The sequence below is a fragment of the Saccharothrix obliqua genome (assembly GCF_019375475.1).
Taxonomy (GTDB): Bacteria; Actinomycetota; Actinomycetes; order Mycobacteriales; family Pseudonocardiaceae; genus Actinosynnema; species Actinosynnema obliqua.
Map to the genome: position 1 here is coordinate 14,518 of NZ_JAHXGQ010000019.1, position 18,068 is coordinate 32,585.

General features: G+C 71.6%; 21 protein-coding genes and 1 pseudogene. 11 read left to right on the forward strand and 11 right to left on the reverse strand.

Annotated elements, in window-relative coordinates; translation table 11 throughout:
* Positions 1-93: 93 nt before the first annotated feature.
* Together KZQ38_RS36770 and KZQ38_RS37565 are read right to left on the reverse strand one after the other, a co-directional pair.
* Positions 94-285 (reverse strand): hypothetical protein, encoded by a 192-nt coding sequence (locus KZQ38_RS36770; RefSeq protein WP_257902921.1) that lies wholly within the window; start codon positions 283-285, stop codon positions 94-96.
* A 217-nt stretch (positions 286-502) separates the two neighbouring features.
* Positions 503-706 (reverse strand): annotated as a pseudogene (locus KZQ38_RS37565) (DUF4254 domain-containing protein); the annotation flags it as partial.
* On the opposite strand from KZQ38_RS37565, the gene KZQ38_RS36775 reads away from it, so the two are divergent.
* Together KZQ38_RS36775 and KZQ38_RS34410 are read left to right on the forward strand one after the other, a co-directional pair.
* Positions 656-970, forward strand: a complete 315-nt coding sequence (locus KZQ38_RS36775) for a hypothetical protein (protein ID WP_257902922.1) — start codon at positions 656-658, stop codon at positions 968-970. The pseudogene KZQ38_RS37565 and the gene KZQ38_RS36775 overlap by 51 nt on opposite strands.
* 64 nt (positions 971-1,034) lie before the next feature.
* The gene (locus KZQ38_RS34410; RefSeq protein WP_219448208.1) at positions 1,035-2,402 is read left to right on the forward strand and encodes a helix-turn-helix domain-containing protein; all 1,368 of its coding nucleotides are present in this window, start codon (positions 1,035-1,037) and stop codon (positions 2,400-2,402) included.
* A gap of 137 nt (positions 2,403-2,539) precedes the next feature.
* Here the strand turns inward: KZQ38_RS34410 and KZQ38_RS34415 are convergent, their stop codons facing one another.
* Positions 2,540-2,767 (reverse strand): hypothetical protein, encoded by a 228-nt coding sequence (locus KZQ38_RS34415; protein WP_219448209.1) that lies wholly within the window; start codon positions 2,765-2,767, stop codon positions 2,540-2,542.
* Between the two features lie 184 nt (positions 2,768-2,951).
* Between KZQ38_RS34415 and KZQ38_RS34420 the strand changes: the two genes are divergently transcribed.
* Positions 2,952-3,278: a hypothetical protein gene (locus tag KZQ38_RS34420; RefSeq protein WP_219448210.1), complete on the forward strand. Its 327-nt coding sequence runs from the start codon at positions 2,952-2,954 to the stop codon at positions 3,276-3,278.
* A 573-nt stretch (positions 3,279-3,851) separates the two neighbouring features.
* Here the strand turns inward: KZQ38_RS34420 and KZQ38_RS34425 are convergent.
* Positions 3,852-4,262, reverse strand: coding sequence for a hypothetical protein (locus KZQ38_RS34425; RefSeq protein WP_219448211.1), 411 nt, complete (start codon positions 4,260-4,262; stop codon positions 3,852-3,854).
* A 720-nt stretch (positions 4,263-4,982) separates the two neighbouring features.
* On the opposite strand from KZQ38_RS34425, the gene KZQ38_RS34430 reads away from it, so the two are divergent.
* The 3 genes from KZQ38_RS34430 (at position 4,983) to KZQ38_RS34445 (ending at position 6,609) form a co-directional block, all read left to right on the forward strand.
* The gene (locus KZQ38_RS34430; RefSeq protein ID WP_219448212.1) at positions 4,983-5,405 is read left to right on the forward strand and encodes a hypothetical protein; all 423 of its coding nucleotides are present in this window, start codon (positions 4,983-4,985) and stop codon (positions 5,403-5,405) included.
* A gap of 31 nt (positions 5,406-5,436) precedes the next feature.
* Positions 5,437-5,838, forward strand: coding sequence for a hypothetical protein (locus KZQ38_RS34435; RefSeq protein ID WP_219448213.1), 402 nt, complete (start codon positions 5,437-5,439; stop codon positions 5,836-5,838).
* Positions 5,839-6,426: 588 nt separating this feature from the next.
* Entirely contained in the window at positions 6,427-6,609 is a 183-nt protein-coding gene (locus KZQ38_RS34445; protein ID WP_219448214.1) for a hypothetical protein, read from the forward strand.
* Between the two features lie 188 nt (positions 6,610-6,797).
* Here KZQ38_RS34445 and KZQ38_RS34450 read toward each other — a convergent pair whose 3' ends face one another.
* The 4 genes from KZQ38_RS34450 to KZQ38_RS34465 form a co-directional block, all read right to left on the reverse strand.
* Positions 6,798-8,624, reverse strand: a complete 1,827-nt coding sequence (locus tag KZQ38_RS34450) for a helix-turn-helix transcriptional regulator (protein ID WP_219448215.1) — start codon at positions 8,622-8,624, stop codon at positions 6,798-6,800.
* A gap of 243 nt (positions 8,625-8,867) precedes the next feature.
* On the reverse strand, positions 8,868-9,314 hold the full coding sequence (locus tag KZQ38_RS34455; protein WP_219448216.1) for a hypothetical protein: 447 nt from the start codon (positions 9,312-9,314) through the stop codon (positions 8,868-8,870).
* A gap of 45 nt (positions 9,315-9,359) precedes the next feature.
* Complete coding sequence (locus tag KZQ38_RS34460) at positions 9,360-9,563, reverse strand: helix-turn-helix domain-containing protein (RefSeq protein ID WP_504739576.1); 204 nt, start codon at positions 9,561-9,563, stop codon at positions 9,360-9,362.
* 237 nt (positions 9,564-9,800) lie between these two features.
* Positions 9,801-9,992 carry a hypothetical protein gene (locus KZQ38_RS34465; RefSeq protein ID WP_219448218.1) on the reverse strand — a complete coding sequence of 64 codons (192 nt, stop codon included), beginning with the start codon at positions 9,990-9,992 and terminating at the stop codon, positions 9,801-9,803.
* A gap of 1,631 nt (positions 9,993-11,623) precedes the next feature.
* On the opposite strand from KZQ38_RS34465, the gene KZQ38_RS34470 reads away from it, so the two are divergent.
* Positions 11,624-12,412, forward strand: coding sequence for a hypothetical protein (locus tag KZQ38_RS34470; RefSeq protein WP_219448219.1), 789 nt, complete (start codon positions 11,624-11,626; stop codon positions 12,410-12,412).
* Between the two features lie 201 nt (positions 12,413-12,613).
* The gene (locus KZQ38_RS34475) at positions 12,614-12,850 is read left to right on the forward strand and encodes a hypothetical protein (protein ID WP_219448220.1); all 237 of its coding nucleotides are present in this window, start codon (positions 12,614-12,616) and stop codon (positions 12,848-12,850) included.
* A 204-nt stretch (positions 12,851-13,054) separates the two neighbouring features.
* Here the strand turns inward: KZQ38_RS34475 and KZQ38_RS34480 are convergent, their stop codons facing one another.
* Both KZQ38_RS34480 and KZQ38_RS34485 read right to left on the reverse strand, forming a co-directional pair.
* Entirely contained in the window at positions 13,055-13,234 is a 180-nt protein-coding gene (locus KZQ38_RS34480; RefSeq protein WP_219448221.1) for a hypothetical protein, read from the reverse strand.
* Positions 13,235-13,396: 162 nt separating this feature from the next.
* Positions 13,397-13,579, reverse strand: a complete 183-nt coding sequence (locus tag KZQ38_RS34485) for a hypothetical protein (RefSeq protein ID WP_219448222.1) — start codon at positions 13,577-13,579, stop codon at positions 13,397-13,399.
* Between the two features lie 355 nt (positions 13,580-13,934).
* Between KZQ38_RS34485 and KZQ38_RS34490 the strand changes: the two genes are divergently transcribed.
* On the forward strand, positions 13,935-14,561 hold the full coding sequence (locus KZQ38_RS34490; protein WP_219448223.1) for a hypothetical protein: 627 nt from the start codon (positions 13,935-13,937) through the stop codon (positions 14,559-14,561).
* Positions 14,562-15,024: 463 nt separating this feature from the next.
* Here KZQ38_RS34490 and KZQ38_RS34495 read toward each other — a convergent pair whose 3' ends face one another.
* Positions 15,025-16,497, reverse strand: a complete 1,473-nt coding sequence (locus KZQ38_RS34495) for an RICIN domain-containing protein (protein ID WP_219448224.1) — start codon at positions 16,495-16,497, stop codon at positions 15,025-15,027.
* A 243-nt stretch (positions 16,498-16,740) separates the two neighbouring features.
* Here KZQ38_RS34495 and KZQ38_RS34500 point away from each other — a divergent pair, with 243 nt between their 5' ends.
* On the forward strand, positions 16,741-17,199 hold the full coding sequence (locus KZQ38_RS34500; RefSeq protein ID WP_219448225.1) for a hypothetical protein: 459 nt from the start codon (positions 16,741-16,743) through the stop codon (positions 17,197-17,199).
* A gap of 369 nt (positions 17,200-17,568) precedes the next feature.
* A complete protein-coding gene (locus tag KZQ38_RS34505) occupies positions 17,569-17,736 on the forward strand; it encodes a hypothetical protein (RefSeq protein ID WP_219448226.1) in 168 nt (55 codons plus the stop codon).
* Positions 17,737-18,068: the final 332 nt, after the last annotated feature.

The following is an 18,068-nucleotide window of genomic DNA, read 5'->3' on the forward strand; positions in this document are numbered from 1 at the left end:
GAGGTCTGCTGGTCAAAGGAGGCGGGGGCGGGCGACCACAGGACCGGGTGAAGGTCCCGCGGCACGAGGTAGCCGACGGGATGTCCAGAACCGTCAGGTCGCGGCCGCGCTGTCGAACGGGCCGCAGGGCCATGGCTGATCCCGACACACCGCACAGCGGGCGTGCTCTTCGGGCGGCGGCAGGTGCGCGGCGAGGGCATCGACAGCGCCGCCGGCTCGGCCCAGCGGGCTGTCGACGGCCACGGCCAGTGCCACGATTGCGCGCCACTGCTCGACCATGGCCATGGCGACTACAGGTCCGCAATTCCCGGCGGGGCGGCGGGCCGCCGACGTCGCCCGTTGCGCAGGTCGACCAGCAGGTCGTCGTAGACGTGGGACAGGGCCGCGACCTCGTCCATCGCGGCGTGCGTGGCAAGCCTGAGCGATGCGCGGCGGGCGCACCCCGGTGCAACTGCTGCCAGTGCGCCCAGGTCATGGCCATGCGGTCGACGGGCCAGCCCAGGGTCTTGCTGTGCAGCAGGGCTGCCGTCGGAGGTTCGGGCACGGTTTCGACAGCCCAGCGGTCGATCTGGTCGATCAGTGTCGCGCGAGCTTGTGCGCAGTCCGCCAGGGCCTGGGAGCAGGCCGCAAGCACGGCGTCGCTTGCCTGCGTCTCGTGGATCGTCCGGAGTGCTTCGGCCCGTTCCTGGTGGCGGCGGGCCAGCATCGTGACCACCACCAGGACGGGGTGGTCGTCGGTCGGGTGGTCGGCGTCGAAGGCTCCCAGGAGTTCACCCCCGGTGGGCAGCAGCAGCGCGTCGTTCGGGTGCGGTGTCGCGGTGACCACGGCGTCCACCTCCGGGTGAAGCGTCACAGCAGGTCAAGCGGTACGTCCTCGACGGTGCCGCACGTCGATGGGCCGATGAAAGACAAGAAGGTCTCGCGCATCGCTGATCTCCCGCCGATCAGCAGGGCTGATCGGCTTGGCTGATCACCGGCGGTACATCGGCCGCGGGTGCCGCTACGGTGACGGTGAACGAGCCGCGAGAGGGCCCATGAACGTCGGCAGCGGCGACGACCGGCCGATCGACCCGGTCGTGTGGCACGGCCGCGAGATGCGCGAGGCCCTCTCCCGGCGTGACATCGGCCGGGTCTACCGGCTCTTACGGCGGGTCGGGGTGTCCCAACGGCAGATCGCCGCCTGCACGGGACAGGGCCAGTCGGAGATTTCGGCGATCACCAACGGGCGCCAGGTCCAGGCATACGACGTGCTGGAGCGCATCGCCGACGGCCTGAAAATCCCCCGGGGGTACCTGGGTTTGGCGTACAGCGACGACGCGGTCGCGCGTGCCTTGTCATCTGGTTCGCACGGTGCGGAGGACGGCTTCATGGAACGGCGTGGTTTTCTCGGTCTGGTCAGCAAGCTGGTCGTGGGCTCGGCGCTCACCCCGGCGGAGTTGGACTTCCTGGCCGTGACGCCCGCGTCGACACCGGTGCCCGAGCACGTCGGCACCACCGACGTGGAGCAGGTGCGCACTGTCAGCGCCAAGCTGCGTGCGCTCGACGTCGCCCATGGCGGCGGTTCCTGCCGCGATGCGATCCTGGCCCACGTTGGGTGGGCCCAGTCGCTGTTGAACGCCCGGTGCGACGACACGGTGCGCGCCCGGCTGCTGTCCGCGGTCGCCGAGATCAAGACGCTGGCCGGGTGGAGTGCCCACGACCTCGGTCTGGCCGACGAGGCCCGCCGCTACCTCGGTCAGGCCGTGCGCGACGCGCAGGACGCCGGCGACCCTGCCCACACCGCGATCGTCCTGCACCACCTGGGCCGCGTGCCGTTGGACAACGGCGACCCGGGCGAGGCGCTGAAGGTGTTCCAACTCGGCGAGATCGCCGCCAAGGACTCCCGCTCGACAGTGGCCGTGGCGTTCCTCCACGCCAACCAGGCCGTCGCCTACGCCCACCAGGGTGATCAGGGGCAGGCGCTCACGGCGTTGCGCCGCGCCGAGGACGAGTACGCCCACGCCGGCCCGCACGAAGCCGATCGTGGGTTCACCCGCTTCTTCGACCAGGTCGCCCTCGACACCGCCGCGGCCCGCGTCCACAGCCAACTCGGCCTCATCGATCCCGGGCACCGCGCGGAGGCCATCACCCGCCTGACCCGCGCCCTGGCCGGCACCTCGGTCGGGCACGGCCGCCAACGCGCGTTCAACCTCGCCTGGCTGGCCACCTGCCTGCTCGCCGAAGGCGACCTCGACACCGGCGTCGAACTCGGAACACAGGCCCTGCACGCCGTGCGCGCCGTGCAGTCGACCAGGCTGCTCGACCACCTCAAGCCGCTGGAAGATCAGGCCGCACGGCACGGCGGCACCGGCGACGTGCAACAACTCCACCACGAGGTCCGACTACTGCGCTCGGTCGCCTGATCCCCGTCGGCCGAACGTCTCCGTACCAGAGCATGTCATGGCCACGTACATGCTGATTCTGTTGGACCAGCGTGGAGGCACGGCGGGGCGGGATCGGTCGATGCGGCCCGGTTCACGACGGGCGCGACCCCGCATCCTCACGACGACTCCGCCTCACCCGCCGGTCTCGTTCCCATCGCGTCCTGTGACGGCTTGACCGACGTCGGCGTCGAGTCGAGGTCGTCGAGTTGTCGCCGGGCACGTTCGGCGTCGGTGTCGCGGCCGTGGTCCCGGTAGAGCCGGAACGCCTCCCGCCAGATCGCGCGGGCTTGGATGTGTTGCCCGAAGGCGGCATGGGAGTGGCCCACGCTGTCGAGGGTGTCCACGACCTGGTGGATGTGACCGTGGGTGCGGAACAGAGAGACGGCTTGGTGGTAGCGGAAACCCCGTTGAACGTCGCGCCGTCGTGACGCAACACCCAACGCCGTTATACCCGCCGACCCGATTCGAACTATTTTTATATTGTTGCGATAAATCCCAACATATCCCACTCGGACACCTGGAGCAACAGTGACCCGATCGAAGCACGTTACCGTTTCCGACACTGCGGCAGACCCCGCGCAGGTGCTGCCCCTCGACGCCGAGGTTTGCGTGGAGTGGACCTTCACGGTCACCTACACCAGCTACATCCGACTCGGCGAACTGCTCGACCTGCTGAACAAGGACGACGACACCATCCCGTGCTTCGACCCGGACGGGCGACTCTTGCTCGACAACGTTGCCGACATGGCCCCTGGGGCGCTGGTGGACGAGCTGATCGAGCGGGAGCCGGAGTCCCACAGCCAGAGTGCCACGGATCTGGTCGGGGCGCACCTGCCAGCATGTGGTCGAAGCTGATCGCACGCGCGGGCTGCCGGGTGTCGCACCGCGATTCGGTGCGACACCCGGCAATCCGTCCCTCTGCCTGGCCGCCACGGGGCTGCCGGCTTCGACCCAGTTCGCCGTCCCTGGCCTGCGGGGTCGTCACCGCGCCACACGCCAAGGGCGGCACAGCGGTCGCCCTCGACTCCGCGGGAGCATCGCACCGACGGGAACAACCGGCCGTCGGACCCGACTCCACCGCCCGGCGCGCCGCCGACCGTCACGGCGTGGACAGCGGCGCCTGAGACAGGTTCGCCGCCGTCAGCACCCCGGTTCGTGTTTTCCTACCGTCGGTGACGCCACCATGACCAATCGCGGCGGGGACGTCGCGCGTACGGTTCCTTTCAGCCACGGCCCCCGGTCAGTTGCTGTCGCACCTTCGCGCGCCACGCGCACTTCACCGACCCGCGAACAAGCCGCCCGTCTGCAGGGCCGGGGCCCCATGACGTGACGCCGATTGCTCTGTCTTTCGAGGGCGTCGCCGCGGTGTGGTCGCGGCGGGTTTCGGGCCGGTTCCCGAGCGGGGCAGGCGGCCGATCGCCGGAGGCCTCACACCCGTGCCCGGACCAGGTAGTAGCCGGCCGTGCCGAACCCCTCGGCGACTCTGCGGTAACTGAACAGGAGCACCGCGCCTGCCCCGGCCCGGAACGCGGCCTGCCCGTCGAAGGTCAGCTCGGGATAGGGCTCGAACGACGTGCCCGACCGCCGCAAGGCCTCCAGGAACTCGTCCCGCCCGATCGCCTCCGACGGTTCCAGCGCGACGCTGTCCACACGCCCATCCGACACGCTCAACGCCAGGTCACCCCAGCGGTACGGATAACCCGACGCCCGCGACCCGAACAACACGATCGCCGGGTGCGGCCGACCCGGACCCAACAACTCCTCCGCCTCCGACAACGACATACCCACCCGCACCCGACCGATACGCCCGGTCGTCACAAGCGCCACCAGAACGTCCACCACAGACCACCTAAAGCCGTAGAAGCGGTCAAGTACGTAACCGACTCCGATCGCCTTGAACAGCAGGCTCGGTCCGGAGACGACGCGACCCGGCGCAAGCACACCGCGGGCGTCGCCTCCCCGTCGCACATCGACGAACGTATACGCCAGCGATGCGACCGCGGCGTGCCCTGGACGCGCGGCGCGTTCCACGCCCCGCAACCGGGCGACAGGCCGTTCTACACGCCGCGCCGGCACAGCTGCCGTCCCTCCTTCTCGGATCGCCACCTGGGTGGCCCTTCAGCGCGTAGCGCGGACCTCGCGGGCGTGTCTGCCGGAGTGTTGGCGCGGTGCGGTGCGGTGGTTCACCAACGGTTGCCGCACGTCGCTGCCGGCTTCCGAGACGTCCCACTCCCCACGCGCGGCAACCTCGACGAGGACAAGGGTCAAAGGTCATCCCCATCGGGCGGCATGGGTGACCGACGTGCACGTCGACCCGCGTCGGTGGTGTCAGTGTGTGAGTTCGAGGGCCAGGTCGAGTCGCGGGTGGGCTGCGGGATCGACGACCACCATCCCGCCAGTCCGGTCCGGACGGGGCGCCGGGCGGATGCGTCACGCTTTCATAGCAGTTAGCACACCATTGATCGCGCGTGCGGGACGGTAGAACCAGCTTCCACGCGGACGGTCGAATAGGCTTCAATTGCAAAGGAAGAAGCCACCCTCACGAAAAGCGAGCCGGACTTGTACTTCGACGAAAATGCCCACGCCGTCCTGCGCGAGATCGGCCTCGACCCGGCCGCGTTCAGGTCCGAGACGCCAGCCGGCACGGTCCTCGGACAGGCTGTCGTCTCCTGCACGCAGACCAAGCGCGACGCCCTCCAGGCGTTGTCGGACATGGCCCGCGCGGCCGACAACGCGCTCAAACTGCGCGACCCGCGCGCGCCTGGCACGGACTTCACCAAGCCCGCCCTCAAGCACGCGACGGCGATGGAGGCGATGGCAAGGCTCAACGGCGTCCTGTCCGCCGGTCGCCACGCCTACAAGCGGGAACAGGGCATCCCCGACGACCGCGACCACTGGCCCGACCCGGTCGGGAGCCCTGCGGGCTCCCGACTTCCCCCGACCGCGAACGCGGGCTGTGGACCCGCGATGACACCCTGCTGACCCGAAACGAGAGGGGTCCCCGGTAAACCCCGTGGTGCGTGACCTGCTCACCATCGGCCGCCAGATGCGGCGCGAGTCCAACATCGGCCTGTGGCCGGGCGACGGCACTGGTGAGCTGATCCGCCGCTACGCCGGCCTGCCGAACGGCAGCGCTGAGTGGAAGGCGATCGAGAACGCGCTGGACCCGCGCAACGACTTTCCCCACAACGGGCTGCGCGACCGGGGCGGCGACCCGGTGGACATGCCGGCCCCGCGCAGCGCGGCCCAGGCGACCTGGGGCTGGGTAGAGGGCCTGAACGGTGGGCCGCTGACCGACACGCAGTGGGCGCGACTGGTCGACGCCGCGCCGTTCTCGGGGGTGCGCGACGCCGTGCTGGAGATCCTGTTCCAGGTCGCGCCGCCCGCCATCGACGACCACGACCAGGACGACTGACCACCTCCGCCTCATCGGGACGGGCATCGGATTGGTGAGACGCGCGTGAACCAGTGGCTTGCGACCCGAGGGCCGAATAGGGTTATTGAAAGTGGAATTCACGGCGAACCCTCACGGAGCACCCCCCTGAAACGAGGGACGAGTCACGAAATAGCGTCACCGCGCAATTTGCCGCGACGAGAACCCCGAGTTGCTCTTCCCCGTGGACAACAGCGGCCCGGCGCTGTTGCCGATCACGGAGGCCAAGACCGTCTGTCGACGCCGCCCGGTAGTAGCCGACTACCCGACCTGGCATTGGACATCGGCGAGGACGCTGCCGGCGTGTAGAGAGCGCGCAAGCACGAGCACCGCTCGGTCAGATGTCGCAACACACGCACCCCCGCCCGCCCAAGCGCCTGACCTGCCTCGCAGGGGAATGCGCGCATCCCGGAAAACCGCCCGGCCTGCACGCATTCTCTCATATCAAGGGCACCGCACCCTGATTGCGCGTGCGGGCCGGTGAAACAGGCATCGGTAGGGGCGACGGAATAGGATGCGAAGCTGCGCCGCCAGATCGAGGAGACCGTCTCTAGCCTGGCCGACCGGCTCGTGCAGGTGCAGAACGAACTCGGCCTCAAGCAGCGGTGGAAGCCCAACCCGCTGGGTGGGGTGCAGCGCGCCGGTGACGACATCGACCGGCTATGCGTCCTCTACGACCAGGCCCGGCAGCGGCTGGAACGTCTACGCCTCCGCTGGAACAGGAAGCACGCGCCGGGTGCGCCGCAGGGCTGACCGCAACGCCGTCGGGCGCACCTTCGGGTCGGGTGCGCCCGACGGCGGCGACCCGATCCGCCGCACCGCGGCGTACACGGCCAGTGCCCGCACGACCTGGTGCTCCGTGTCCCGGGTGCCCGGGATGGTCTTCGTTCGCGGTGGTGGCCTGCGTCGACCGGTGTCGGGTCGTCCGGCGTTGTCGTTGATCACCGGTGGTGGCCTTGTCCGCCGTCCGGTTCGGACGGCTTGCCGGGTGCGGGTGGTGGGGTTGCGTCCGGGGTGTCCGCCGAAGACGTCCCTGGGCGCGGGAGGTAGCCGGTCGGGCGGGCTGCGGGCTGGTGCAGCGCCGCGTACGCCGCGATCGGGGCGGCGATCAGCAGGGTGACCGCCACCGGGATGAGGTCCGTCATCGCTCGCCCGGGGTGCGGGGGGGTGGGGCGCGCGGCGGGCGGGACGCTGCAGGGGGTCCGGCCGTGCGGCGCGTTCCCGGCGCCCTCGCGCCGTGCCCGGTCCGTCGGTGGGACGGGCGCGTCGTCCGGGACGCGGCTCGCTCGCTGCCGGGCGGCGGGGATGTCGGACCTGGGGATGACGTGGCCGTGGCTGCACTCCATGCCGGGGCTGCCGTGCGAGTGCCAGGTGTCGCAGTTGTGGCTGTTCTGGGTTTCGTACCTGGTGGCGGTCGCGGTCGGACGCCGGGTCATCGGGAACCTCCGGTACGGGTCGGTCGGGCGGCCCGCGGGGCTAGTGGTGTCCGTCGGCGGGTCGGGGGCGGACTGGTGCGCACGCGTGGCCTCCTGGGTGTCGGTGGGCCTAGCCCACCACTGCCGCCGCCGCCGAACACGCACAGAATCCGCACATTTCGGCCAGGCCCCGCTCCGCGCCGTTCCGCCCGGGACGACGTACCGCCGCACGCCCGTGCCGCCGGGGGCGACCGCGAACTCGGCGGGCGGCAGCGGGACCTGCGCGGTGCTCGGGACGACGTGCAGCGCGCCCGGCTGGTCCCGGCCCCACGCGGCGAGCAGGGTCCGCTGGTCGTCCGGGACACGCGTCAGCGTCTGCTCGGTGATCACCACCGTCGTCGCCCGGCACGCCCTGATCCGGTCCAGCGCGGCGTCCGGGACGCCGCGCGCCGCATACACCAGCACCGTGCGCGCGTCGCGCAGCCGCTGCGCGCCGGTGTCCCCGTCCCGCCGGTCCGCGAGCGGTGTGCCACGGTCCGGCGCGGCGTCGCGGGGGTGCCGCCGTCCGGTGTTCTCCCGCTCGACGCGCCCGGCCAGGGCGATCAGTGCGTCGTGCTCGTCCGGCGGCAGACCGTACGCGCGGGCCATCCGCGCCACGACGGCGACCGGAGGCACCCGTCCCCCGCTCTCGAACTCGACCACCGCGGTGCCGGTGACGCCTGCCCGGGACGCGACCTGCCGGGTGCCCAGGCGCGCCGTGTGGCGGGCGTCGGCGAGCAGCCAGCGCAGTTCCTCCCGGCCAGCCCGCGCCGGGAGCCCGGCCAGCCGCTCGTAGACGGCCTGGTAGCGGGCCACCTCCGACGCGGACGTCACCAGCAGCTCGTGGTAGCCGAGATCGACCACCACCCACAGCCCGTCGACGACGAACTCCGCCGGCGGCAGCTCGGCGGTCGTCCCGTCGGGCAGGACGCGCACCTCGCCGGATCCGGTCGGCCCGCCACCGCTGAGTTGGTGGCGGTGCCGCCCCGGCACCCGGCCCAGCGCCTGCCCGGTCACCACCAGCGACGTCGCCCGCTTCTCGGTGAACCGGTCGAGCAGCACGCCGGGCACCCCACGCGGCGCGTACATGCGCACCGTCTCCGCCGCGGCCAGCGCGCGCACGGGCGGCCACGTCGACCGGCCGCAGCAGCGCCGGCCGGTCGCGGCCCGCCTCGGGCACGCGCACCACCGCGCCCCCGGCCCCGGCCGCGTCGCGGTCGTGGCGGCGGGCGGGCGGCGGCCGCGGGCGGCCTGTGCGACCAGTTCCGCACGCTCGGCCGCCGACATGCCGTACGCGGTGGTCGGCCGCTCCACGACGTCGCGGGGCGGCCGGACGCGCCCGGCCTCCGCCGCGGCTACGGAGAGCCAGGTCGCCAGGCCCGCCGCGCGCGGCCTGCTCCCGCGTCAGCTCCGTCCGTTCGCGGGCCTTCTCCAACCGCCGACTGAGCGCGGCGAGCACGCCGCGCCGTACCGGTCGCGCCGGGCCCGACTCGGTCTCCGGCGGCCGGGCGAGGGTTTCTCCGTCGGACCCGGCGGACGCGGCGGACGTGCTGGTGCTCATGGAGATCGTCGATCCTCGGCGTGCTCGGGGGGTTCGGGGTGCGCGGTGTGCCCGGGTGTCCCCGGTGGTGGCGGTCGGTCCGGGTCCGGGGTGTCGGCCGCCGGGGTCCGGCCGGTGGGCGCCGCCTGCCGCAGCCGCGCCCACAGGGTCGCGTAGCGGTCCACCTCGGCCGCGGCGGTGAGCACGACGCTCCGATCGGGGAACAGCACCAGCGCGCGGCCCAGGACGACGAAGTCCACGACCGGGAGGGCGGGGTGGGCGGGACGCGCCCGGTCCGGGAGGATCGCCAGGTCGATGCCGGTATCACGGCCCCACACCGCCGGGTCGTCCCGCCCGCCGAACATGGCGCGCGCCGAGGACTCCGGCACGAGCATCCGGTACCGGTCGCGCAGGTGCGGGTCCGGTGGGAACGCCGGCACGCCGCCGATCCCGAACAGCCGCACCACGCCGGCGTCGGGCTCGGAGGGCGTGTCGGTGAACGCGGTGTGTCACCGGATGTCCAGGTGCTCGATCCAGCGCGTCCGGTCCAGCATCAGCCGGCGCGTGGCGGCGGAGATCCCGTGGGCGCGCGCCAGGCGCTCCACGTCCGCGGGGTGGGGTCTCGCGCACGCGGCGGTCTCCAGGGCGTGCGCCACGGCCGGGGGCAGCCCGGCCCGGTCCGCCGCGCGGGCGGTGGTTAGGCCGGTGGCCAGGCGCGCGCAGCAGCAGCAGCGCGGCCAGGTCGACCCGCAGCCGCCGCGCCGTGTCCGCCGCCTCCGCGGCGGCCTCCGTCCGGCGGCCGCGGAGGCGGACGACGTGCGCGTGGCGCAGCACCGCGGCCACGGCCGGGCGGGGCAGGCCCGTGGCGTCGGCCACCACCCGGATCGACGCGCCGTCGAGGTAGCGGCGCACCACCGACGCCCGTTTCCGCTCGTCCGGGCGCTTCCCGGTCACGTGCCCGCCCCCTCGTCGTCGTGCGCCTCGACGGCGGTGCCGGGCGGCCCGAGCACGGTGTACTCGTGGCGGTGCGGCGGCGCGGTGACGGCGGGCAGTGCTCCGGAAGCGCCGATCCCGGAACCGGGGGCGGGGGTGCAGTCGACGCATCCCGCGCAGGGCCGGACCACGGGCGCGCGACCGACCACGGGTGCCGCACCCGCTCGGCGTCCTCCACCGCCCGCCGCGCCTCCGCCACCGCCCGCTCGTGCAGGCCACGCGCCGCCCACGCCTCGGCGCGCGCCGCCCGCGCCGACGCCACCGCCGGATGCCGCGCCGCCGCCGTGATCCCCACCAGCAGCGACAACACCTCGTCCAGCACCGCGTGCGCGCCGCGCACCCGCAACGCCGGCACGCAGCCCTCCCCCACCGCCACCACCACGTCGACCCACCCCCGGTACGCCGCCCACCGCACCGTCACCAGCAGCGCCGGCCACTCGACGTCCACCCACGCCAACGCCTCCGCCGACCCCACCGCACCACTCCACCCCCAGGGCACCCGGCGTCCGTGGCGTCCGTGGCGTCCGACCAGCGGAACCCTGCGGGGTCCAGCGCCGCGCCCGCCGCCCGCGCCCGATCCACCACGAACGCCACGCCCCGCGCCACCGCGTCCGCCCGGTCGCCCCCGCACACCCCGCCGCACACCGCGGGTCCCGGGCCGGGCGGGTTCCACACGAACCTCCGCCCACCCCCGGCGTCCCGCGCCTCGACCAGGTCCCCCGACGCCACCAACGCCGCCAACGCCTCGGCGACCGCGTCGTCCCCGCCGGGCGCCCCAGCACCGCCGCCGCCAACTCCGGCCCGAACGCCATCCCGGCCGACACGTGCCGCCACACCCCCAGCAGCTCCGCCGCCTCCACCTTGACCGCGGTCACACCCCACCACCACCCGCGCGGCGCAACACCCCGCGTCCCACGGCTGGCGACACCGTGCGGCCCTCGCCGCGGGCAGCGTCCCAATCATGATCACCTGGCATGTCGCGAGGCTAGGACAAGCGGCGACGCATCCGGTCCAAAAAGTGACCACATCGGGAAGTCCACCCGGTCGAGTGACGCACCGTCGATCGGAAGCCCCGACCAGCCCACCCGGAGACCACCCACGGCGGGACCAGCACGCCTCCACCATTCCTCACGGCCGCCGTGCGGGTGACGCGATCCCGGCCGCGCGCTCACCCGCCGCGACTTCGGCGCGGCGAGGCCCTCACCGCGCGCGAACACCCATACGTCCGGGTCGCCGGCTGGTGAGGTCGTGTATTCAAGTGTCGCGGGTTCTCCGCAGAGGTGACGGTGTGTGGTCACGGGGGGCGTAGCCGTCCCAGGTGGCGCCGGCATCGCACGGCGCCGTGCCGAAGACCGCGTCCTGCGTCAGGACCGTGTCGAGTCCCGGTGGCCTGGCAAGCCGATGAGGACAGCCCGGCGGTCACGACCGCCCGGTCCCGCCGCGCCCTGGGGCCCGGCTGTGCGTCGGGTCGTGGAGGTGGTCAGCGTGGCTGGCGTCGCCAGGTCGCTCGGCCGGCCGGTTGGAGCGCGGTCCGGTCGACGTAGCGCCGAACGGCACGCGGCGCCGGTCGGGCGAGGATGCCGACCCACGGTTTCCGATAGTGCATCCGTGTTCGACAGGGAGCGGAAACAGGTCACCCACCGCAGTTCGCGACCTACCGTCAGGTGAATACGGGTACGCGAAACGGTGGCGGACACCGCGATCGGATCCCGCGACCGCGTCCTGCGCCCTTGACTTGGCGGCATTGCCCACCGCTGGCCGAAGCTTCGAGGGAACTGCGATGTCCACTCAACTCGATCACGTTGTCGCGCTGGTCAAGACCTACGCGGAGGATCTGGTCGACCGCTCCGGGCGGGCGCTGCCGTGGATCTACTGGCCCTGTGCCGTGCTCTGCGGGCTCGTCCTCGTCCTCGCCCTTCCGTGGGTCGGAATTCCCGGACTCGTGTTCCCCACCATTCTGTACTGGCGGACTCGCGTGGTGGGGCTCCACCAGGTCGCGTCGCCGTTGTACTACACGCCGTTCCTGTCGCTGCTCTTCACCGGGTTCTTCGCGGCGCACCACTACCTGCGCGAGGGGCCCACCGGCGTCGGCGTCGACCCCTGGGTTACGGTGGGTGCTGTGACCTTCGTGGTCACCACCTACGGTTTCGCGCCCATGCTCGAACGCGCCCACGAGGCATTCGAGCAGAAGCTGCAGGATGCTCTCGGCATGGGGCTCACGCCGCTCGCCGCGGACTACGCGGCGTACCGGTTGCTGTTTGTGAAGACCTTCGTGGCGACCACCGTGGTGTTCGGGATAGCCGACCGCATGTGGTCGCCTGTGGTGTTGTTGGTCTGCGTGTTCGCTTTGATCCGACGCAATGCGGGGTCCGCAGCCCTGGCCGCGCTGGTCGTGTTCGTCACCGGCGTGATCAGCTACAAGAACGGCCAATGGGTGTTGGTCGACTGGGTCGGGGTCGTCGCCGTGCTCGGTGCGACGGCACTGTGGATCAAGGCCGCCGCCAATCCGTTCTGGTCGGACGCCGACCTGCGTCGAGGCATCCTGTGGCAGCGTCCCGACGAGGCATGACAGCGAATCGGCGGCCGGTGGTCGATCCGACAGAGGGCGACCACACGAGCGGGAGTGTCACCCGGTCCGGCCATCGTGCGGAACCGGTGCCGGTCGCTACCGTCCCTCCGTGACCGAGCACAACAGCGACACCACCGACGCCGGTACGGGTTCCACGCACCGGCTCCTAAGTGAGAAGTTTTCCGATCCGCGACCGAGCACGTGCAGTTCGCCGACGACACGCCCACCGAACCCACCGAGGCCACCCACATCGGCTGGGCGCAGGCGTCGCTGCTGCGCGCGATCTACCACGAACTGCGCCACGGCCACGACCTGACCGAGCAGAACACCGCGGCGCTCAAGGACCACACCGCCGCCCTGGACGAGCACGCCGACGCGATGGACGGCCTGCGCAAGGGCATGTACTTCGAGGGGGACGCACACAGCCGGAAGCGGTGAGGTGACGTCGCGCGGCGTTGACCGACCGACTCCGGGCCGGGTCGACCGGTCAACGCCTCGTGCCGAACACCGCTTCGTCATGCGTGCGGCACAGCAGGCGCGCCTTGTGCCGGCGGTTGGGCAGCTTCTGCCCCACCACGGCGGGGCGTCCGCAGATCCAGCACCGGCCGCCGCAGCCCTCGATTCGCTGCACCCCCGCCCCCGTCATCGGTCCCGGTGCACCGCCCGGTCCGCGGCAGACTGCGCCCGCTGGGCGAACCCGGACGTGGCCGTGTCGCTGGCGGGGTCGCGGTCGGCGGCCGACTGGATGCGCGAGGCGTCCTCCTTGCCCATCGGCGTTCCCTCCGACCCGTCCTGTCCGGGGCTTCCGGTGTCGACGTCCACGATGCTCACCTCCGACCTCAGGGTCGCCCCGATGCCCGGCATCCGCGCGCCGACGTCACCCGGTCGGGGCCGGGGTTCGAGACGTCAGGCTCGGCATTGGCGAACGAACATGAGCACTTCTGTAGAGGTCTGCGGAGTCGGCCGCCGGCGACGTCGGCCTAGTCAGGTCGCGGCCCAGAACTCCGCCCAGCCCCGGCGCAACGCGTCCTCCGTCCACAGCTCCGGGCCGACGTCGTGCAGTTGCACCACCGGTTCCTCGCCGTCGACTCGGCGCACCGCGTCGACCTCGACGTCCCGGCACCGGTCGATCACCTGCTGCGCGGTGTCACCGGGCTCCGCGACCACCGCGTCGAGGTTGTACTGGCTGGACCAGGTCAGGCGCGCCGCTCGCTCCGTTCGTCGGCCGGATGGTGCGGCACACCGTGCCCGATTTGCGCCGCAGTACGGGTGTCGCCGCGCCGCGATGTCACGTTTTTAACATGGAAGGATTCAACGGGGCGTCGCCAGCCCGCTTCGTCCGGCCGAGATCGGGGGCTGCGCACCGTGGTATCCCCCCAATTTTCGGTCCCGATGGGGACCGACCGTCCTGAGTCCTGTTCACGTCCCAGTGGAGTCGAGTGGAATATTCGACCAACGCGGCCACCGACCGAAAGACGCCCCCACAATGGTCCTTGAACGGTCGACCGGAAGGGGAGCGAACATGACCGACGGGTCGGGTCCCTCCTGGGACAAGACGTCCAAAGTGATCTCCGTGATCGTGGGCGTCATCGGGATCCTGGCTTTCTTCGGCATAACGAAGTGGTCCGACATCAAGCCCTCGCAGCCCAGCACCACTGCCAGAAGTTCGGGCACGACGGCTCCTCCGCGACCGGTCGCCGGAGGGAACGACTCCCCGCCACAGCAGCCGTACAGGCCGACCACCACGACCGAACGCCGACCGCCACCGGCCAGTGCGGGGGACTGCATCGCAATCGACAGCGACGGGGATTTCCTGGGATTGGGAAACTGCGACGGAAGTGCGGGTACATACCTGGTGAAATCGGCGACCTACCAGGGAGAATGCGCCGACCCGGGAACACCTTCCATCACGGTGCACGGATACCTCTTGTGCTTGCGACTCCACCTGGTGGAGGACCGCTGTTATGTGATCCCGGAGGGACGGGGCTGGGTCACCGGCGCGCCAGCGTGTCGCGCACCGGGAACCGTCGCCGTGGTCGACGTCGTCCGAGGGGCCACCACCGGTGCTGAATGCACCCGCAAATACCAATGGAACCGCTGGTACGCGGTCAACGACCCGCAGGTGGTGTACTGCGTCATGGTGTTCTGAGGAACAGCCCGTCATCCGGTCAACCCACCTGCCGCCGGGCCCGGCCGGCGCGTTGGCGGCAGGTGGGCCCGCAGTAGAGCCGAGGCCGCCGAGCGCACCTCCTGCCCGCAGCCCGGAGCGGCGCAGCGGTCCGTCGCCAGGCCAGCTTCGACCAGCAGCCGGTCGGCCAGGGTCGCGTGGGGTGTCGATTCCCGCAACGCGGATCCTCCCGCGAACGCCGAGCCGCCGACCCCGGGAGCCGGCGGCCGCGACGCACCCCGGGGGAGGCGAGGCCGCCACCGGCGACGCCACCCGCCCGGACGCGTCCAGCACCTCGTCACTGGTGATGTAGTCCTCGTCGGCCACCAGGCCGTCGTCGTCGGACTCGTCCAGCGCCGGACCCACCGGCCGGTACCCCACTGGCAGCGCTGCGGCCTGACGCTCCGTGGCCCGTGCTGATGACCGCGGCCCGCCCTGTCCGGGGTCAGTAGCGGCCAGCGCAGTTGACGATCGGTGTCCTGGGGGCGAGTTCCGGGGTGTAGGTGACGCAGATGCGGAAGGCGACGTCGCCGGTGCCGTCGTGGTCGAGGTCGCGGGGCAGGGCGAGGGTGGCGGGGCGGCCGTGTTCGGTGGTGAACCGGGTGGCGCAGGTGTGCCAGCCGCCGGGGCCGGGCAGGGTGGTCCACTGCAGGGACATGGTGAACCGGTCGGGGGTGAAGTTCACCCAGCCCTCGGCCCAGTAGAAGGTCTCCTCGCCGGTGGCGGTGGTCCTGTTGGCACGCAGGAGTTCGACCGCGCCGAACGCCTCCGGCCCGAGGGAGACCTTTCCGCGGGTGCCGGCGGTGGCTTCCTTGCGTATCTGCCACGGGGTTTCGGCCCAGGTCGTGGTCTTCGGGTCGAGTTGCGGTTCGAGGCCCTGGCAGGGCTGGTCCTTGCCGCCGCCGGGGTACTCGGCGGGGTCCGGTCCGACCTGGCCGGGGACGATGCCGCCGGTGGTCGTGGGAGCGCTCGACCCGGTGGGAGTGTCGACCGCGGTGGTCCGCCACTGCTGGAGCGGCGCGCGTGTCGGGTCGCACTCGCGCTGTGTGGCGTCCATACCGGCGTAGGGCCGTGCTCCGGCGACGGTAAGGCACTGGCCGGTCTTGGCGTTGACCCAGCGCACGGTGCCGTTGTCCTGGGGTTCGGGTTTCCAGTGTTGGTGGTGTTCGCCGTTGCAGCCGTACTGCTGCACCGTCGCCCGGTCGGCGTAGCTGCCTTCCAGCACTTCCATGCACGCCAGCAGCCGTCCCGCGGGACGCAGCTGCCAGAAGTCGGGGTTGTCCCGGTAGGGGGCGACCATCTCCCACCTGGTGTCGGCGGTGCCGGTGTCGGCGAGCCGAACGCGGGCCACGGGCGACTCGGGAGTCCGGTCGACAGCCAGGCGCAGTTCCGGGTCGGAGGCGAGGGTGATCGACAGCCGGGCCGGGCCAACCATCGGCACCGCCGGTGGTCCGTCGCCGCCGAGGGCCGACCACGCCACGGTGCCAGCCGCGAGCAGCACCACCACGATCACCGCGGCCAGAAGCCGACGTCGTGCCCGCGACCCTCCCAGTGTCGAGTGGACGCCGGGTCCGGCGGCGGGCGCGGCGGGTTCGGGAGCCGGGCGCAGCAGACGTTCGAGTGCCGCCAGCCACGGCGCCGGGTCCGCGCCGAGCGCGGTGACCAACTCCCGGACGAACACATCCGGATCACGCATCCGGGAGAGGTCCTGGCGGTTCTCCAGCACCCGGTGCATGGTCGAGCCGCTGACCCTCGGCACGCCGTGCTCGTCGCGGGTCCTGCGCTCCAAGGTCCGCTTGTAACCGGGATTGCCGGCCTGCTCCCGCAGTCGCCGCAGCAGACCGACGAACGCGGCGAGATCGGTCGCCTTACCTGGGTCTGGCGGTTCGGTGATCACGGACGAGGCGTCCCCTGCCATCGACACTCCCTCGTCCACACCGACAGCCGGTTCCTCGGTCCCACTTGCCCTGGCTGAGCTGTGTCCCAGCCTGTCCCATCGTCCCGACCAGCCGCAACACCTGATGGTGGGACACCCCGACGGCTTAGAACAGGGTCGTCACGCCGGACCGACAGGGAACACGAAACCCGGCGGACGAACCGAAAGGCCAACACCATGTGGAAACAGACCTCGTCCCTTCGCCCGCGGCGACCCGGGTCGGCCGTGTTGATCCTGGGCGCGTTGACACTGGCCGTCATCGGATCGGGCCAGGCCCAGGCGGCAGGCGGTGGCCGACAGGCCGCCGACCAGCCGGTCGAATCGGTGGCCGCGCAGCCGACCTGGGACAGCAGCCAGCCTCGCGGCGGCTGCGTGCTCAATGTCTGCGGCACCGTGAAGAACCAGTCGGGCAGCACCATCCTGGTCACCACGAACTGGTGCCAGGAACCGGGCCCCGGTATGCCTCCCGGCCCCGGCCCGTGCAGCAACAACGACATCCAGGAACTGAAATCCGGGCACACCACTCCGCAGAAAACCGATTTCGACGGGTACAAGTTGTCGAAGCGCTTGAAGGTGACCTACGACGGAGCCCGACCCTGGGACGTCCATGAGCACTGCAAAGGGCCCGGCTGGCACAAGTTCGAGACCAGCTTCGTCGTAACGGTGTCGAACCGCTCCTGCTGAATCCGGCCAGCACGACCGCCACTCCTGTCCCACCCGGAAGATGCGTGCAGGCACCCCGCCCGGTCATCGCTGATCGGTGCGGGGTGCGAGCCGGGAACGCAAGGCACCCCGAAGCGGTTCCGGCTCACCGGTGGTCGAACCGGGCATGACCGCCACGCCCCGAAGGTGGCCCGAGCGCGAGCCCGTCGGGGTCCCCACCGGCACCTAGTCCGCCATCGCCTACCCGGCGAACAACACCAACACCGTCATCGTTTTCTGGGATCACTTCACCGTGCGCCTGACCTGACCCGCGTGCACCATGACGGCGGCGATGCGGAGGTGCGGCGTTGGCCTGGGACGCTGGGACAGCGATCCCGATCGTGGGATACCGTGGTCATCGCCGTGCGGGACACCGTCCCGGCGGCCGAGGACGCTCGGGTCGTGCTGCGTGATCTGCACGAGGCCGAAGATCCACCGGTGATCGGTGCCCCCGGCATCGTCGAGGTCGCCGAAGGACTTGGCCGGGAACGATCACCGTCGCCCTCGTGCGCGGCGTAGCCGGGGATCCCCGACCGGCCGCTCACCACCACCGCCAAGCGCAGCGCGGCCGTCGCCGCGGGGCTCCAACAGGAGTTCATGATCCATCACCACACCACCGCCCCGATCCGCCGGGAGCACTCCCACCCGGCGCCGCCTAGGGTGCGCGACGGCACCGTGGTGCGGCGGAGTCCGTCCGACGACACGCTGTTCTGACCACTGGACCCGGCAACCGGGACGTGGAGCGGTTCTAGTCCTCGGTCGGCGGACTTGACCGCCTCCACCGACATCACGTCCCGACCGACCTCGCCCCGGCTTACCGTCATGCGGGAAACACGAGCCGATAGGGCACC

Excerpts from the sequence above, each read along its gene's own strand:
- KZQ38_RS36770 (WP_257902921.1), bottom strand. The coding sequence starts at position 285 with ATGGCCATGGTCGAGCAGTGGCGCGCAATCGTGGCACTGGCCGTGGCC.
- KZQ38_RS34490 (WP_219448223.1), top strand. The coding sequence starts at position 13,935 with ATGACCGACGGGTCGGGTCCCTCCTGGGACAAGACGTCCAAAGTGATC.
- KZQ38_RS34410 (WP_219448208.1), top strand. The coding sequence starts at position 1,035 with ATGAACGTCGGCAGCGGCGACGACCGGCCGATCGACCCGGTCGTGTGG.
- KZQ38_RS34470 (WP_219448219.1), top strand. The coding sequence starts at position 11,624 with ATGTCCACTCAACTCGATCACGTTGTCGCGCTGGTCAAGACCTACGCG.
- KZQ38_RS34495 (WP_219448224.1), bottom strand. The coding sequence starts at position 16,497 with ATGGCAGGGGACGCCTCGTCCGTGATCACCGAACCGCCAGACCCAGGT.